The following is a 15812-nucleotide window of genomic DNA, read 5'->3' on the forward strand; positions in this document are numbered from 1 at the left end:
AGACTGGTCACTTACCCACCGTTACTTCATTTCCGGCCCGAGACAGCCGAATTCAGCCGCACTCAGTCGGAGAAGCGCCGCACATAGCGTCGCTGCCAGGGGGTTTCGACCGCGCGGGCGTCGTAATGCCGGCGCACGAAGTCCACCGCCCGGTCCGCCGGCACTCCATCGAGGACGGCAAGGCAGGCCAGGGCTGTTCCGGTCCGGCCACGGCCTCCGCCGCAGGCGATCTCGACCCGTTCGACACCGGCGCGGGCCCATGCCTCGCCGAGGGCAGCCCGAGCATCCGCATGGCTGCTGGGCAGCCGGAAGTCCGGCCAGCGCAGCCACCGGGCTTCCCACGGGACCTCGGGAGGGCGCTTGCCGAGCAGATACACGCCGTACGCGGGCTTCGGCCCGTCCGGAAGAGGGCGCCGAAGGCCCCTGCCCCGGACCGCACGGCCGGAAGGAAGCCGGAGGACACCGGCGTCGGAGGGCTTCCAGAGCTCAGTCACGCATCCACCCTATTCGCTGTCACGACGGACGGGTACGGAAGCAGAATGGCCCAGTCAACCGGCAGCCAAATGGCCTGCTTGCGGGGCCATTTGGGCTCCTAGGGTAAGGGGCGGCGCGACCGGCAGGCAGGTCGCCCCTCAGCCAAGGAGCCCCATGTCTCTCCGGATCGTGCCGCCGAGCGGGTCCCCACGAATACTGGCCGTCGCGCAATTGATCAACTCCTTGGGCGACGGCGCGTACTACGTCTGCTCCGCCCTCTACTTCTCCCGTATCGTCGGCCTCTCGCCCGACCGGATCGGCCTGGGCCTCACCGTCGCCTGGGCCATCGGCTCCGTCGCGGGAGTCCCCCTCGGCCACCTGGCCGACCGCCACGGTCCCCGCTCCACCGCTGTGCTCCTGGCACTGGCGACCGCCACCTCGGTGGCCTCCTTCCTCTTCGTACGCTCCTTCGTGCCGTTCCTGCTGGCCGCCTGCTGCTACGCAACAGCCCAGTGCGGCCTGGCTGCCGCCCGGCAGGCGCTGCTCGCAGGCCTGGTGGCCAAGGAGGAACGGACCGAGACCCTGGCCTACCTGCAGTCGACGCTCAACGCCGGCCTGGCCGTCGGTGCCGCAGCCGGCGGCGTCGCCCTGCACTTCGGCACCCGCGAGGCGTATCTCTCGGTCTTCGCGATGGACGCCGCGGCCTTCACCCTGTGCGCGCTCGTACTGCTGCGGCTGCCCACCGTGCAGCCCGCAGCCCCGACCACCGGTGGCGGTCCCGAACTCGCCGTGCTCCGCGACCGCCCGTACGTGCTGGTCTCGTTCCTCAACATGGTCATGCTGCTGCGGATGCCCCTCATCAGCCTGGCCATCCCGCTGTGGATCGTGGAACGGACTTCGGCGCCCGGCTGGAGCGTCTCCGCCCTGCTCGTGCTCAACACCGGAGCCGTCATGCTCTTCCAGGTCCGCACGGCCGCCGCGGTGACCGACCTGCCCAGCGCCACCCGCACGGTCTGGCGCGGCGGCGCGGTGATGCTCGCCTCCTGCGCCGTCTTCGCCCTCTCGGCGGCGGCGGGGCCGGCCGCCTGGGTCGCCGTGGCCGTACTGCTGGCCGGAGCGGTACTTCAGGTCGCCGGTGAAATGATGCAGTCCGCCGGTGCCTGGCAGATCAGCTTCGACCTGGCCCCGGCCGGCCAACAAGGGCAGTACCAGGGCTTCTTCGGTACCGGCGTCTCCGTGGCCCGGATGCTCGGTCCCCTGCTGCTGACCACCCTGATCGTCGGCTGGGGCGTCCCCGGATGGCTGCTGCTCGGTGCGCTGTTCCTGGCAGCCGGACTTGCCATGGGACCCGCGGTGCGCTGGGCCGAGAAGTCCGATGCCGGGCTTGCATACGCCGGTTGACGAGGTCAGGACGGCACATCGGCGCGGGCCGCCGGCGCGTCGGTGCGGCCCTGGAGGCGGGCGGCGCGTTCGCGGATCTGCGGAAGGCGTGTGTAGAGCCCGGAACCCGGGCACCGTGTCCAGTAGCCGTCGCAATGCCCGGAGATCGTGTGGAAGACGGCCTGTTTTCCCTTCGGGTACTTGCTGCCGTCGTTGGTGGAGACCAGGGTCGTTGTGCCGCGTGGGTCGACCCCGTACAGACCGAGCTTCCAGGCGGCGAGCCGTGCTATCCCCTCCAGCATCGGCGCGGGCACCGCCGAGCCGGAGCCATAGCTGCCTATCGCCGCAATGCCGACGGTGCCGACGTTGAAGCCCAGGGTGTGCGCGCCGACGACAGGATTGGCGATGCCCCCGGAGCGTCCCTCGTAAATGGTGCCGGTCCGGTCGACGAAGAAGTTGTAGCCGACGTCGTCCCAGCCCCGGCGCTCCATGTGGTCGTCGGAGAGGAAGCGGATGAGATTGGGGACCTCTCGCCGGGAGTAGTCGTTTCCGCTGTTGGTGTGATGGATGAAGACCGCTGTGACCGTGGTCGCGGAGAGCTCGGGCCTATGGGGAGGCATCGGGTGGGTCTCCCAGGCAGCGCGCGGTACGACGGCCGGCTGAGCGGTGGCCCACGGGGTGGCGGGCCGGGGCCGCGGGCGGGTGGGGCGTTCCGCGCGAGCCGCCGTGGGTGGCCTGCCACTGTTGCCGGCGGCCAGTGCGGCACCGATCACGCCTGCCGCGGTTGCCCTGCCCATGCCGCGGAGCAGCATGCGCCGGTCGATGGTCATGACGCTGAGCGTACGACGGCACTCCCGGGTGCGCCTCCGCTGCGCGCAGCGTCGCGAGGGCAACGGTCCCGCGACGCCTTCCCGTACATTACGGCCGGTCACGAAGGCGGCGGGGCCGGCTGTACTGTCCGGTAGCGCAGCAGCACGACGCCCGAGCCGAACGGCCGGGTCTCCACCAGTCGCAGCTTCGCGATCTCGCTCGTGTCCGCGAACAACCGCCGGCCGTGTCCGAGGACGACCGGGTACACGAACAACCGGTACTCGTCGACCAGCCCGGCCGAGATCAGGTCCCGTACCAGGCTGATACTGCCCGTCACGACGATGTCTCTGCCCGGCACGGACTTCAGCGACTCAACCTCGGCCCGGAGCGCACCCCGCAGCACGGTGGTGTGCTCCCAGTGAGGGTCGCGCAGCGTGCGGGAGACGACGTACTTGGACACGGTATTCAGATATTCGGTGATGCCCGTGCTGTCGGCGGTCTGCTTCGGCCAGTAATCGTGCATTTGCTCGAAAGTCACCCGCCCGACGAGGAACGCGTCGGCAGCCTCCATATGTGCACGAAGCGCTGCCTCGAGGTCGGACTGGTCGACCTGCGGCCCGTCACCGGCCGGCGCGAACCAGCCCTCCGTCGCTTCGACGACGCCATCGACCGTGATGTTCTCGGTGACGATCAGGGCTCTCATTCCCGGGCCTCCAGAGGCCGGCACTCGTTCACCACTGACGACTGCCGCAGCCGGCGAAACTCATCGGCCCCAGGGCATCGGTCCAGGGGACAACTACAGTGGTCGGCATGGCGGATTCGCGGCCGACCTCGGCGTTTCACTCGGACAATATCGGCGGCGCGGACACGGAGCGGCTGGTCGGCGCGCTGGACGGGCAGGCGGCGAGCGAGGGCGTCCGGCGACTGCGCGAGTGGGCGCACCTCGGTGTCGCCGCGCGGCGCGGCGAGCGGGCGGTGGACATCGGAGCCGGTACGGGGTCGGAGACCTTGGTGCTGGCGGCGGCGGTGACACCGGGCGGCGACGCGATCGGGGTTGAGCCGAACCCCGGACTACGGTCGGTTGCCCGGCAGCGGGCGGCCGAGGCCGGCAGCCCGGCCCGATTCGTGGACGGCGACGCGCTCGCGCTGCCGATGGGCGATGCCGATGTGGACGTGGTCTGGTGCGAGCGGGTGTTCCAGCACCTCACCGAGCCGGAGAAGGCGGCTGCGGAGATCGCACGGGTGCTGCGGCCGGGTGGGCGGGTCGCGCTGCTGGACACCGACTGGGCGACCACGATCCTGCACCCCGGCGAGGCCGACGTGGTCGCGGAGCTGACCGGCGGCGCGCTCTCGGCGGCCGCCAACCCGTACGCCGGGCGGAAGCTGGCCGGTCAGCTGGCCGCAGCGGGGCTGGAGATCGACGACCTCGGCTCACAGGCGCTCATCCAGAGCACAAGGAAGGTCAACTGGCCCCTCATCCGGATGCTCGGCGTGGCCGCCGTGCGGCGCGAGCAGATCACTGAACAGCAGCGGGACCGGTTGTACGCAGACCTCACCGCGGCCGCCGAGCAGGACGCTCTGCATATGTCCGTGACCATGTTCGGCGTCATCGCGCACCGTCCGGCCTGACTCCGGGCCTGTGGGTGCGGCCCCCCGCGCCGGCCTGTCGAGGCTCAGACGCACCGGTACCTGAACTGTACGGCGACCGTGTGCCGGGACGGCGAGATGATCCGCAGCTCCGCACCGGCCCGGTACTCGCCCCGGCCGCGGAACGTCCACAGCAGATGCAGACGTGCCTGCTTCTGACCGCGCGTCATCTTCTCCCGCAGCAGGCCCGACTCGGTGCCGTCGCTGCGCACCCAGCGATACGTCACGGTGCCGGGCCGTCCGTTGGTCTCCACCATGCCCACGACGTCGGCCGTGCCCTCGCAGCCGGGCCCCTCCGCAGCGGTCTGCACCGCCACGTCCCGTACGGCCAGGCCGGGCCCGTACCGCTGCCAGGCGAGGAAAGCCAGCACGGCCAGCAGCACCGTGGCTGCCAGGGCGTACCGCCGGAGCCCACCGCGGCGGCGTTCACGGGGCTCGGGCCCGGCGGGCCGGCCTGGCAGTGTCCCGTGCCAGAGTGCCGCGGTCGTGTTGTCGCGGTTCCGGTTCCGGACGACCGCGGTCACTCCCGGGCCGAAGCGGAGTACCTCGCCCTCCACGCGGTCGGGTGCCACGCTCGTCGGCTGCGCGCCCTGGACCAGGGTGACGTTCTCCGGCGCGGCCTGGACCAGGGTGGCGTTCACCGGCTGCGCGGCCTGTGCCAGGGTGGCATTCTCCGGCGCGGCCGACGCGCTCTCCTCCGGGTCCGGATGTTCGAACCAGTGGCTGCCCAGCGCGGTCGCGCTGTAGCCGTCGCTTTCGCCGACTCCGTCGTGCCCGGCGCGCGCCGGTGCGACGTCGCCGGGGGAACCAGGCGCGCGGTCGTGGGGGATACGTGGATCGCTCATTGAATGCTGCACCGCCGGGTCAGGATCTGCTGCGTGGAACTGCCATTCGCGGCGGTCGGGTTCGTCGTCGCCCGGACTCCCCAGTAACAGGCCCGACCCCGGAAGGTGTGGTCCAGCGCGATCGTGTACTGCGTCGCGCCGCTGCGCTCGAAGGTCTGCGAGCCGTCCTGCGAGCCCAGTTCACCCTTCGCATCGCCGGTGAACCACTCGATGACGATGGTCACGGGACCGGTCCCGTCCGTGACGACGTCGATGGACGCGGCGGCACCCGTTGTACTCGTCTGGCGCAGGCTCGAGACGGAGACGGACCTCACCTTCACCGGAGCGGTGGTGGGAGGGGAAGTGCTCGGGTCGGTGGACGGCGCGGACGACGATGGCGGGGAGGCCGGAGTCGACGACATCACGGGTGAGGGCGTGATGGGTCCGGCTGGTGCGGTGGCCGTGCTGCCGGACGGAGAAGGGGAGCTGTCGGCGGAGACGCTGCCCGTAGGCGAAGGGCTCGCGGAGCCGGACGGGCCGACGGGCGAAGCGGTCGACGCGCCCGGTACCGCGCTGGTGGTGGCAACGGCCTGAGCCGTCGACTGCCGCGGGTCGTCCCCGGTCGCCTTCGCGGCAACGGCGACCAGCACGGCCACAACCAGCGCGGCGATACCTGTCAACACCCCGCGCAGGCCCGGCTTCCAGCTGCCCCAGCCGCCGCCCAGGGCGGTCGTGGCCAGCTCGGTGGTCCCCGCGGCCTGGCCGGCAGCAGAAGGGAGGAGTAGCGGCAGAAGCGCGGCGAGCGCGGCGAGTTTCCGCTGGCCCCGCTCCTCCCAGTCCGGGCCGTAGGCCGCCCCGGCGATCTCCTCCAGCTCCGCCACGAACGCCGCCGCGTTCGCGGGCCGCTCTTCCGGCTCCTTCGCCATTCCGCGCCTGATCAGCGGGCGCACCGGCTCCGGAGCTTCCTCCTCGGGGACCGGTGCGCTGATGTGCTGCAGCGCCAGCTCGGCGAAGTTCTCGCCGGAGAACGGCTTGCGGCCGGTCAGACACTCGTAGAACGTCGCGGTCGCGGCATAGACGTCGGCTGCCGGTGAGGCGGGCTCCCCGTTCCACTGTTCCGGAGCCATGTAGGCGGGAGTGCCGGCGACTCCCGGCGTGGTACCGCGTCCCGCGGCGATGCCGAAGTCGACCAGCTTGGACGAGCCGTCCGCCGCGACCAGAACGTTCTCCGGTTTGTAGTCGCGGTGCACCACACCTGCCCGGTGTGCGGCGGCCAGTCCCAGCAGCGAGCCCTTGAGCACCACCAGCGCCGCCTCGGGGCCGGTGGCACCCTCGCGCTGCAGCAGCGCGCGCAGTGCGATGCCGTCGACGAGCTCCATCACGATGGCGGCGCCCTGTGGCGCTTCGACGTATTCGTACAGCCCCACCACATACGGCGAGTCGAGGCCGCCGAGCAGACGTGCCTCCGCCCGGAACACCTGAACGAAGGCGGAATCCGTCCGCAGCCTCTCGCTGAGGTACTTGACGGCCACCGGCAAGCCGGTCGCCTCATGGACGGCCAGGACGACGCGCCCGCTGCCGCCGGAGCCCAACTCCCGGGACTCGGTGTACCCGGGTACCGACCACGCGTTCATCCTGCCCCCCTCGACGCCACGGTTCCCGGCGGTCGGATGCGCCGCCACGGAGTTGTGTACGACCGCCGCACGCTAGCCCACCTGCTGTCCTCATGGGGGACACATTTCCGTCACGGCTGGTTCCCGCCACCTCCGGGTCGCATCCGGTAGGCCACCGCAGTTTGGAGGAGACCGTGCGGGCAGCAGCGGGCGTCGGCCGCGCTCTCCCCGTCGCCGGTTGCCGCAGGCCAACTTGCGCAGCGCTTCGTCCGGGGTGACCTGCCGGGTGCTTGTGGCCGGTATCAGCGTGGCGGGCGTGACGGTCGGGCCGCCCGAGCGCGCGGGCCCCTGCTCGCAATCCGGCCAACATGGCCCAGTGGTGGTCCGTTGGCATGGACCTGATGATTCAGCTCGGCTACGCTCCGGCCGGGCGCACCGTGAGAGCGCTCTCGTGTGCTCGCTGTTCCATCCCCCACGAAGCTGGAACAACCGAAGGGTCAAAGCCTTGAGACGCACGACAGGTATACGCGCCGGCATGTCCGCGCTTCTCCTTCTCGGCGCCTGGGCAGCCGTCGGGCTCGCCCCGGCCGCTGCCGCAACTCCCGCCCCCGCCCCAGTTTCCGAACCCCAGGCCTCCGCAGGTCTGCTCGCCGCCATGCAACACGACCTGGGTCTGACGAAGAGTCAGGCGGAGGCGCGCCTGACGGCGGAGCAGACGGCGGCCGCCGTCGAAGGAAAGGCGCGCCGCGCCGCAGGATCGTCGTTCGGCGGCTCCTGGTTCGACGCGGACAGCGGAAAGCTGACCGTGGCCGTCACCGACGGGCTGCACGCCGACGCCGTACGTGCGACGGGTGCCTCGGTCCGGTTGGTGACGCACAGCGCGCAACAGCTGGACTCGGCCAAGAAGAAGATCGACAAGATGTCTGCCCCGGCCGGTGTCGGCAGTTGGCACGTCGACCCGAAGGCCAACCGGGTCGTCGTGAACGTTGTCGCTTCCGAGCGACGTGACAACGATGTCCAAGGCTTCCTCGCCCGAGCCCGCCAGGCCGGTCCGGTCCAGGTCAAGGAGGTGACGGCGGCGCCGACGACCTTCGCGGCCGGGACCGTGGGTGGCGACCCGTACTACACCGGCAACGTCCGGTGCTCGATCGGCTTCTCCGTGTACGGCGGCTTCGTCACGGCCGGGCACTGCGGTCAGCCGGGAGCGGCGGTCCGCGGCTGGGACGGCTCCGCCATCGGCGCGTTCCAGGGCTCGTCCTTCCCCGACAACGACTACGCCTGGGTCAGCGTCGGCAACGGCTGGTGGACCGTCCCCGTGGTCCTCGGCTGGGGCACCGTCTCCGACCAGCTGGTCCGCGGCTCCGCCGAGGCCCCCGTCGGCGCCTCGATCTGCCGCTCCGGCTCCACGTCGCACTGGCACTGCGGCAAGGTCCTGGCCAAGAATGAGACCGTCAACTACAGCCAGGGCGCGGTCCATCAGATGACGAAGACGAGCGTCTGCGCCGAGCCCGGGGACTCGGGCGGATCCTTCATCAGCGGCGACCAGGCCCAGGGGGTGACCTCCGGTGGCTGGGGCAACTGCAGCGGCGGAGGCGAGACCTGGTACCAGCCGATCAACGAAATCCTCGGCCGGTACGGCCTGACGCTGCACACCGCCTGACAAGCCGCCCCCCACGGGCCGAGCCCGTCGCGACACGGATCATGGGCCTGAGCCGGCCCTCCGCCGCGGCGGGCTCTGCCGTGTGCGGGGAGGTTCGACAGGCCACCAGGCGCCGGTCGCGATGTCGTGGTCGACGGCGCGGATCACAACGCGGTCCACATCGGTGGCCCGAACGTATGAGACCCCCACCCTTTGTCGCCGCCCAAGGTGCGAGTGGTGGCGTGGATAGGAAGACTGGGGTCATGGCTAGCAAGGCAGTCCTTGAGGGTGGCCCGGATGATCTGCAGGAGCGGATCGTCCCGATCACTCCTCCCGGACAAGAGCTGAAGATTCCGCACCGCGGCGGGTACGAGCACTTCAAGGTCACGTCGCGGCATCAGGAGAGCCCGGAGGGACGGTTGCCTGTCTACGAATGGTGGGAACGGACGGAGATCGCCGAATAGGACCTGGTGAGCAAAACCCTTCGCGATCGGTGCGGGCCCGGCCCGGACCGAGCCTCAGGTGCGGCTGCGCCCTGTCCGGCCTTCCCGGGAACTCCTTGTTCTCGCAGGTCGAGGCTGTGCCCCGTACGTCTCGATGATGATCGGCTTCGGTCCCGTAGCACTTTGGTCGTACCGGATGACACATACGACGGGGGATTCGCCGCATACCTGCCGGCTCATAGCTTCTTGATCAGTCACCGCCATGATCAGGAGGCCACGGAGATATGTACGGCAAGGCATTCGCCCCCGAATACCAGGGCGAACTGGGCTCGATGCTGGGCGTCAATTCCTCGTACGACGAAGTGCTCACCACTGCGAGCCACGCGCGGCGCAACGCCGTCTCGGCACTCGACCGTGCCCGGGCCTCGCTCGCCGTCGCCGAGGCCAACCGACGGCTGGGCCGGGTGGCCGAAGCCGGTGACTCCTGGCGCGACAGCTACCGCTCCGCCCGGCAGGCCGGCGACCGGGGCGCGATGGCGTGGGCACTGTGGAGCGGTGGCACGCTGGCCCGGCAGTGCGGAGCCCTGCCGCTGGCCCGCCGTCTGCTGGCCGCTGCCGTCGACCTCGATGGCGGTGATCGACTCGCCCATGGCTACTCGCTCGCAGGCCTCGCCGAGACGGGGCGGATCCAGGGGGACTACGAGGCCGTCGCGGAGATGCACGAGCAACTGCTCGCACAGGCAAGGGCGCACGGCGAATCCCGGCACATGGTCTGGGCGATGTCCGGCATCGCGCAGATGCACCGCAACACCGGCGCATACGAAGAGGCCTTAGAACTGTTCGAAGAATGCGCCCGGATCGCGGACGACGCGGACGACGCACGCGGGAGGGCCTGGTCGCTGCGCGGCATAGCCGACGTGGTGTCCGTGCAGGGTGATACGGAGCGGGCACTGACACTGCTGACCGAAGCCGAAACCATCTGCCGTGACATGGATCTGGCCGGCGCGCTCGCTTATAACCACAAGATGCGCGGCAACGTCCTTTTCCGTGCGGCCCGTTACGAGGAGGCCTGCGTCGCCTACACACTGTCCCTGCGCGAATTCCGCGATATGAACGAGCCCCGCGGAACGGCGCTGTCCCGCCTCGGCCTCATCAAGTCCCGCTCCCGCCACGGCCGTGCACCGGACACGACGCTTGCGGAACTTGCGGAGCTGGAGGGCGAGTTCAAGCGGATCGGGCTGCGGCACGCCCGGCAGACGGTCATCGCCTTCCGGGACGAGCTTGCGGGGGTTCACCGGGTTGCTCAAGGAACCCGGCCCTCGTAGTCGCGGCGCGAGTGCCGCCTCCGCTTTGAGCCATCAACTGATGTCGAAGAGTGGGCCCGTGAGGGTGAGTCCCAGATCGTGGCCCACATAGGAGAAGAACGCGAGAAGCATCAGCGCCGCACCGGCCAGTGACAGATCCTTGAAAAAGTTGACCATCTCCATTGTTTTGGACTCTTCGGCGGTCTCCTTCCAGAAGGAGTGCATCAGAAGCGCGGTCGGGACCAGAAAGACGACCAGGAGCAGTGCGCCGAGGTCCGCCCAGACCCCGAATGCCACCATCAGTCCGCCGGCGAGGAGGAGGAACCCGCTGGCCGGGACCGCCACCGCGGGGGCGGGGACACCCCGGGCGCCGGCGTAGCCCGCCATGGCCTTCGCTTTGGTGAGGTGGCCGACCGCCGAGTTGAGGAACAGTACGCAGAAGAGAATGCGACCGATGAGCACGAGGACGTCCACGGTCACCTCCGGCGTCGTAGGTAATTGAACGCAAAATCTTCTCTCCGTAATTCTACGCCTCGGAGATGAGATCCCTTCGGGCGGACGCACACCGCACGGGGCGGGCCCTGAACCCGGTCAGGGCTGCGATCCGGCGGATCCGGAGGCTTCCAGGAGTTCGAGGAATCGGCGGCCGAAAAGGTATGCGTCCCCCGGCCAACGGGCCGAGAGGTAGTTGCGGTCCTGCACGACGTACGCGTGTGAGTCGTCGGTCGCGGTTCCGCGTGCAGTGAGCACCCTGGGCCCACGCTCGAACAGGGTGCCCGGATCGTTCAGCGCGGCCTTGACCTCGTCCTCGACATAGGCCGGATAGGTGCGGTAGTAGCGGCCGAGGCGCCACGCGGTGGTGAGATAGGCCGAGCGTTCCATGTACTTCGGCAGGCAGGTCGTACGACGGTCCGCCAGCACGCTGCGGCCGCCGATGCCCGCACGCGACCGCGCCAGGACCAGCACGCCGTGGCAGATCGCGCCGACCGGCCGGTCCAGCGCCCAGAACCTGCCAACCTGCTGGTGCAGCACCTCCGAGCCCAGGTACTGCCGCATCCCCTGCGCGTGGCCGCCCGGCAGGATCAGCCCGTCGAACTCGGCCACCTTCATATCCGCCCACCCCACGGTCGCGGCGAATTCCCGGGACCGGGTGAGCTCGTCGTAGAAGTCCCTGGGTTCCTTCTCGGCGCCGAGTTGCCCGAAGAGCACGCCGGTCAGCAACAGCGGATCCGCGGCGGGGTTTGTTCCCGCGCGCTCGGTGGCGAAGACGACCTGGTGCCCGGCGGCGGTGAGAATCCGCCAGGGCACGGCCACCTCGGTGACGTCGAAATCGCGGTCGGGAACCGGCATCAGTACACGCATCCGAGCATCATGGCAGGGGCTTCGCTCAGCGTCCCGGAATGTCCCGGCGGCAGTGGCCGATCCCAGCCGGCCGACCCGAGGCACCGGCGCCGCAAGCGGCTCTCAGATCACCTTCGAGCGGACCAGGACACCGAGTACGAGGGCACCGGGAAGCAGCGGCAGCCACACCGTGATGATCCGGTACCCGAGAACCACAGAGGTGGCCACGGCGACCGAAACCCCGGCCATGACCAGCGCTATGACGAGTGCCGCGTCCACCGAGCCAATGCCACCGGGTGTCGGGATGACAGCGGCCAGCGTGCTCCCGGCCAGATAGGCGAGCCCGACATGGGCGGCCGGAATGGACACGTCCAGCGCCATCGCCACGGCGACCAGTCCCGCAGCCTGCAGGGTCGGATAGGCCACGGCGCCACCCCACAGAGCCAGCACACGCGCAGGCCTGGTGTGCACGGAGCGCGCGTCCCGCAGCGCGGTGTCGACGAACGCGCGGATGGCTCTGCGCAGTGGCCGTACCGCCACCAGCACGACCGCTACCACGCACACCAGAGATCCCGCCACCACCAGCACCGGGCCTGCCGCGTGCGGCAGGAGGTCGTCCAGTTGCAGCGCGTGCGGAGAGGCGGCGAGGAGAGCGAGCAGCAGTACGGCTCGCCCTGTGCCCGCCGCCAGCATGTGCAGGGCCAGAGCGGCGGAGGAGCGCGGCAGCGAGAGTCCGCAGCGTTGGAGGAAGCGCAGATTGACCGTGCCCGCGCCGAGCCCTGCCGGGAGGAGATGGTTGGCTGCACCCGCGGCGAACTGCGTCACGAACAGCCGTAGCGGGGGGAGGCGTTCGAGGGTCGCTCCCTGGCGCGTGAAGGAGACGGCGACCCATCCCAGCACGGTGACGGTGACAGCGAGCAGCAGCCAGTACTGGTTGGCGGACAGGAGTTGGCTGCCGCCGGCCGTGATGAGCGGCCAGTGCTGGGCCGCCCAGATGCTGACCGCAGCGATCGGCACCAGGCAGGCGATCTGTCGCAGTGGCAGCCCCCGAAGGAGGTTTCCATGGGATGTGGCCATCGCCTCGGTCAATCTCCGCTTCTCACGCTGCCGGGAAGTAGTCGCGCCATCAGGCTCCCCGCGGCGGGCGACGTCCCGGCGTCGTACGGCCGACGGCCGGCGGGCGCGATGATTGCTGGAAAGCGACGTCGCCTGTGCCGCCCGCCCGACCTCGCCCGTTCGGTCGGTGGCTCGGGCCAATAGCAGGCGGACGGCGCACGGGCAACAGTGCGCGCACCGCCGTCGGCCGCCGCCGCTATGGGTGGCGTCACCATTCCGCGGGCGACCGGCCCGTTCCTAGTGTGACCGGCACCTTGGTATGTCTGCGGGAGGTCTCGGATGCTGTTGCGCACAAGCTCGCCCAAGCCTGCCGGTATGCGCCGGGCCGCCGGTCGCGTGGGCGCCGTACTCGCTCTGCTCGCCGCCACCCTGTGGCTCGCCCCGGCGCCCGCCGCGCAGGCGGCCGTACCCCTGGAGAGAGTCAGCAGCTTCGGTGCCAATCCCGGCGGTCTGAACATGTACGTGTACCGGCCCGCCGGCCTCCCCGCACATCCGGCGGTCGTGGTCGCCCTGCACGGCTGCACGCAGAGCGCCCAGGTCTACGCCGACAACTCCGGGCTCACGACGTTCGCCGACCGGCACGGGTTCCTGCTGGTCCTCGCCGAGACGACGTCCGCGAACAACTCCAGCGGCTGCTTCAACTGGTTCCAGGCAGCCGACAACCGGCGAGGGCAGGGCGAGGCCGCGTCCATCCGGCAGATGGTGGCGCATGCCGAGAGTGCCTACGGCGCCGATGCGGGGCGTACGTACGTCACCGGTCTCTCGGCCGGAGGAGGCATGACCTCGGTCATGCTCGCCGCCTACCCCGACGTTTTCGAGGCGGGCGCGGTGATCGCTGGACTGCCGTACGACTGCACCAAGGACACGGGGGCCTTCACCTGTATGAACCCCGGCGTGGACCGTACACCTGCGGTGTGGGCGCAGCGCGTCCGCGACGCCCATCCCGCGTACTCCGGGCCGTGGCCACGGGTGGCGGTCTGGCACGGCGACAACGACCCGACGGTCGTGCCGAAGAACGCCGATGAACTGCGGGACCAGTGGACCGCGGTGCACGGAGTGGACCAGAGCCCGGACCGTACCTCCACCATCGGGCCGAATCAGACGCGCCGCGAGCAGTATCTCGCTGCGGACGGCAGGGTCGTCGTCGAGGTCGACCGGGTGCCCGCGATCGGCCACGGCACGCCGGTGGACCCGGGCACCGGGCCCCAGCAGTGCGGGAAGACCGGCACCGCGAACTTCATCGACTCGATCTGCTCCGGCTACTGGATCACCGAGTTCTTCGGCCTCGACGGCTCCGCGCCTGATCCCGGCGGCCTGCCGGCCCCGGCCGGGCTCACCGTCACGGGTGCCAAACAGACCTCGATCACCCTGAATTGGACGGCAGTTGAGGGCGCGGCGGGTTACGCGGTGTACCGGGACGGGACACGTATCGCCACTCCGTCGGGCGCCTCGTTCACCGACACGGGTCTGAGCCCGGGTACAAGGCACGACTACAGCGTGGCCGCCCGCGACGCGGCCGGGGCCGAAGGCGCACGCTCCGGCCAGGTCACGGCCACGACCACCGGCGGCGCGACGGCCTGCTGGACCGCCGACAACTACCACCAGGTGCAGGCAGGCCGGGCCACCACCGACGGCAGCTATGCCTACGCCAAGGGCTCCCAGCAGAACATGGGCCTCCACAACACCTTCGTCACCCACACGCTCAAGGAATCACCCGTCGGTTACTTCGTCGTCGCCGATGGCAACTGCCCCTGACCGACGGTCGGTACGCCTCAGGAGGTTTCCCCGTGCCCTTCGCTCTGCCGTACACGGCCGCGCTGCTGCTCGCGCTCACCGCCGTCCCGGCCGTCGCACAGCAACCGCCCGAGACGCCGGCGACCGGCCACTGCAACCGGATCACCCGGCTGCAGGTGCCGGGAGCCGAGCGCCAAGAGAAAGCCTGCCTCGGGGAGTTGACGACGGCGGGGACGGTCGCATCCGGTCACACCGACCCGGCCGACTGGGCCGGGCTGACACCCGCAGGTCTTGCCACGCCCAGCGGTGTGCCCGGTATCCAGATCGACGGCTACTTCCCCGACACCTCCGCCACCAATACCAACCACGGTTGGAGCCATGACTCGCAGTTCGTCATCCGGCTGCCCGACCGCTGGAACGGGGGACTGGTGGTCGCGGGCTCCCCGGGCGTGCGCGAGCAGTATGCGAACGACCGGGTCATCGGCGACTGGGTCCTGTCCCGCGGCTACGCCTTCGCCGCCACCGACAAGGGCAACACCGGCGCGGCCTTCTACCGCGACGGCGCCGCGCCCGGCGAGGCGATCGCCGAGTGGAACGACCGCGTCACGCAGTTGACGAGGGCCGCCCGCGCGGTCGTCGCCCGGCGCTACCACCGCCCGCCCTCCCGCACGCTTGCCACCGGCATGTCCAACGGCGGCTATCTGGTGCGCTGGCAGCTGGAGAACCACCCTGAGCTGTACGACGGCGGCGTCGACTGGGAGGGGACGCTCTGGCGGTCGGGCGGACCGAATCTGCTGACCTTCCTGCCACCCGCCCTGCGTCACTACCCGGTGTACGCAGCCGGTGGCCGAGGCGCCGACGCGGCACACCGGGCGATGCTCGCCGCCGGATATCCGGAAGGCTCGGAGTTTCTGTGGCCCTTCCACCATCAGTACTACTGGGATCTGACCCAGCGGATCTACCGTGAAGAGCTGGATCCCGGCTACGACGGGCCGACCGAGGCGGGGACGCCGTACTGCGCGCCCGGCACGCCCGCGTGCGACGCGGACTACGCGTACATCTCGCGTCCCCCGGAGGTGCGCCGTGCCGTCGCGACGATCGGGCTGACCGGCCGGATCGGGAAGCCGCTGATCAGTCTGCACGGCACGCTCGATGTGCTGCTGCCCATCGGCCGGGACTCCGATGTGTACGCCCGCATGGTGCGCGAAGCCGGGCGCGGCGGGCTGTTCCGCTACTACCGCGTCGAAGGCGGCACACACGTCGACTCGCTCTACGACGTCTTTCCGGACCGGCTGCGGCCGTTGACGCCCTGCCACCGCTCAGCGTTCACTGCCTTGGAGGCCTGGACCGGACAGGGCAGGCAGCCTGCGCCCAGCCACACGGTGGCCCGCCCGGCGGCGGCCGGTCCGAGCACGCTGCTCACCGACTGTCCCCTCGACGGAACACAACCCCGTCAAGGGTGAGAGGGCAAGCGCGGCACACGGGGC

General features: G+C 70.3%; 15 protein-coding genes. 7 read left to right on the forward strand and 8 right to left on the reverse strand.

The window, feature by feature from the left end:
• Positions 1 to 62: 62 nt before the first annotated feature.
• Positions 63 to 494 carry a phosphatase domain-containing protein gene (locus OG735_RS37790; protein ID WP_327327650.1) on the reverse strand — a complete coding sequence of 144 codons (432 nt, stop codon included), beginning with the start codon at positions 492 to 494 and terminating at the stop codon, positions 63 to 65.
• A 154-nt stretch (positions 495 to 648) separates the two neighbouring features.
• On the opposite strand from OG735_RS37790, the gene OG735_RS37795 reads away from it, so the two are divergent.
• Positions 649 to 1875 (forward strand): MFS transporter, encoded by a 1227-nt coding sequence (locus tag OG735_RS37795; RefSeq protein WP_327327651.1) that lies wholly within the window; start codon positions 649 to 651, stop codon positions 1873 to 1875.
• Positions 1876 to 1880: 5 nt separating this feature from the next.
• On the opposite strand, the gene OG735_RS37800 is transcribed toward OG735_RS37795, so the two are convergent.
• Both OG735_RS37800 and OG735_RS37805 read right to left on the reverse strand, forming a co-directional pair.
• Positions 1881 to 2684, reverse strand: coding sequence for a peptidoglycan recognition protein family protein (locus tag OG735_RS37800; RefSeq protein ID WP_327327652.1), 804 nt, complete (start codon positions 2682 to 2684; stop codon positions 1881 to 1883).
• A gap of 98 nt (positions 2685 to 2782) precedes the next feature.
• The gene (locus OG735_RS37805) at positions 2783 to 3367 is read right to left on the reverse strand and encodes a dihydrofolate reductase family protein (protein ID WP_327327653.1); all 585 of its coding nucleotides are present in this window, start codon (positions 3365 to 3367) and stop codon (positions 2783 to 2785) included.
• 107 nt (positions 3368 to 3474) lie between these two features.
• Between OG735_RS37805 and OG735_RS37810 the strand changes: the two genes are divergently transcribed.
• Entirely contained in the window at positions 3475 to 4293 is an 819-nt protein-coding gene (locus OG735_RS37810) for a methyltransferase domain-containing protein (RefSeq protein ID WP_327327654.1), read from the forward strand.
• Positions 4294 to 4337: 44 nt separating this feature from the next.
• On the opposite strand, the gene OG735_RS37815 is transcribed toward OG735_RS37810, so the two are convergent.
• Both OG735_RS37815 and OG735_RS37820 read right to left on the reverse strand, forming a co-directional pair.
• Positions 4338 to 5156, reverse strand: coding sequence for a hypothetical protein (locus OG735_RS37815; protein ID WP_327327655.1), 819 nt, complete (start codon positions 5154 to 5156; stop codon positions 4338 to 4340).
• Positions 5153 to 6769 carry a serine/threonine-protein kinase gene (locus OG735_RS37820; protein ID WP_327327656.1) on the reverse strand — a complete coding sequence of 539 codons (1617 nt, stop codon included), beginning with the start codon at positions 6767 to 6769 and terminating at the stop codon, positions 5153 to 5155. Before OG735_RS37820 ends, OG735_RS37815 begins: the two co-directional genes overlap by 4 nt.
• 514 nt (positions 6770 to 7283) lie before the next feature.
• Between OG735_RS37820 and OG735_RS37825 the strand changes: the two genes are divergently transcribed.
• The 3 genes from OG735_RS37825 (at position 7284) to OG735_RS37835 (ending at position 10155) form a co-directional block, all read left to right on the forward strand.
• Complete coding sequence (locus tag OG735_RS37825) at positions 7284 to 8408, forward strand: S1 family peptidase (protein WP_327327657.1); 1125 nt, start codon at positions 7284 to 7286, stop codon at positions 8406 to 8408.
• 242 nt (positions 8409 to 8650) lie between these two features.
• Positions 8651 to 8851, forward strand: a complete 201-nt coding sequence (locus OG735_RS37830) for a DUF5988 family protein (RefSeq protein ID WP_327327658.1) — start codon at positions 8651 to 8653, stop codon at positions 8849 to 8851.
• Positions 8852 to 9114: 263 nt separating this feature from the next.
• Entirely contained in the window at positions 9115 to 10155 is a 1041-nt protein-coding gene (locus OG735_RS37835; RefSeq protein ID WP_327327659.1) for a tetratricopeptide repeat protein, read from the forward strand.
• A 33-nt stretch (positions 10156 to 10188) separates the two neighbouring features.
• Here OG735_RS37835 and OG735_RS37840 read toward each other — a convergent pair whose 3' ends face one another.
• The 3 genes from OG735_RS37840 to OG735_RS37850 form a co-directional block, all read right to left on the reverse strand.
• Complete coding sequence (locus OG735_RS37840; RefSeq protein WP_442812556.1) at positions 10189 to 10614, reverse strand: DoxX family protein; 426 nt, start codon at positions 10612 to 10614, stop codon at positions 10189 to 10191.
• Positions 10615 to 10725: 111 nt separating this feature from the next.
• Entirely contained in the window at positions 10726 to 11496 is a 771-nt protein-coding gene (locus tag OG735_RS37845; RefSeq protein WP_327327661.1) for a type 1 glutamine amidotransferase domain-containing protein, read from the reverse strand.
• 102 nt (positions 11497 to 11598) lie between these two features.
• Positions 11599 to 12552: a lysylphosphatidylglycerol synthase transmembrane domain-containing protein gene (locus tag OG735_RS37850; RefSeq protein ID WP_327327662.1), complete on the reverse strand. Its 954-nt coding sequence runs from the start codon at positions 12550 to 12552 to the stop codon at positions 11599 to 11601.
• A gap of 318 nt (positions 12553 to 12870) precedes the next feature.
• Here OG735_RS37850 and OG735_RS37855 point away from each other — a divergent pair, with 318 nt between their 5' ends.
• The gene (locus OG735_RS37855; RefSeq protein WP_327327663.1) at positions 12871 to 14346 is read left to right on the forward strand and encodes an extracellular catalytic domain type 1 short-chain-length polyhydroxyalkanoate depolymerase; all 1476 of its coding nucleotides are present in this window, start codon (positions 12871 to 12873) and stop codon (positions 14344 to 14346) included.
• 32 nt (positions 14347 to 14378) lie between these two features.
• Positions 14379 to 15788 carry a tannase/feruloyl esterase family alpha/beta hydrolase gene (locus OG735_RS37860; RefSeq protein ID WP_327327664.1) on the forward strand — a complete coding sequence of 470 codons (1410 nt, stop codon included), beginning with the start codon at positions 14379 to 14381 and terminating at the stop codon, positions 15786 to 15788.
• Positions 15789 to 15812: the final 24 nt, after the last annotated feature.

Origin of the sequence: Streptomyces sp. NBC_01210, from assembly GCF_036010325.1 — a bacterium.
In the GTDB taxonomy this organism is placed as follows: domain Bacteria; phylum Actinomycetota; class Actinomycetes; order Streptomycetales; family Streptomycetaceae; genus Streptomyces.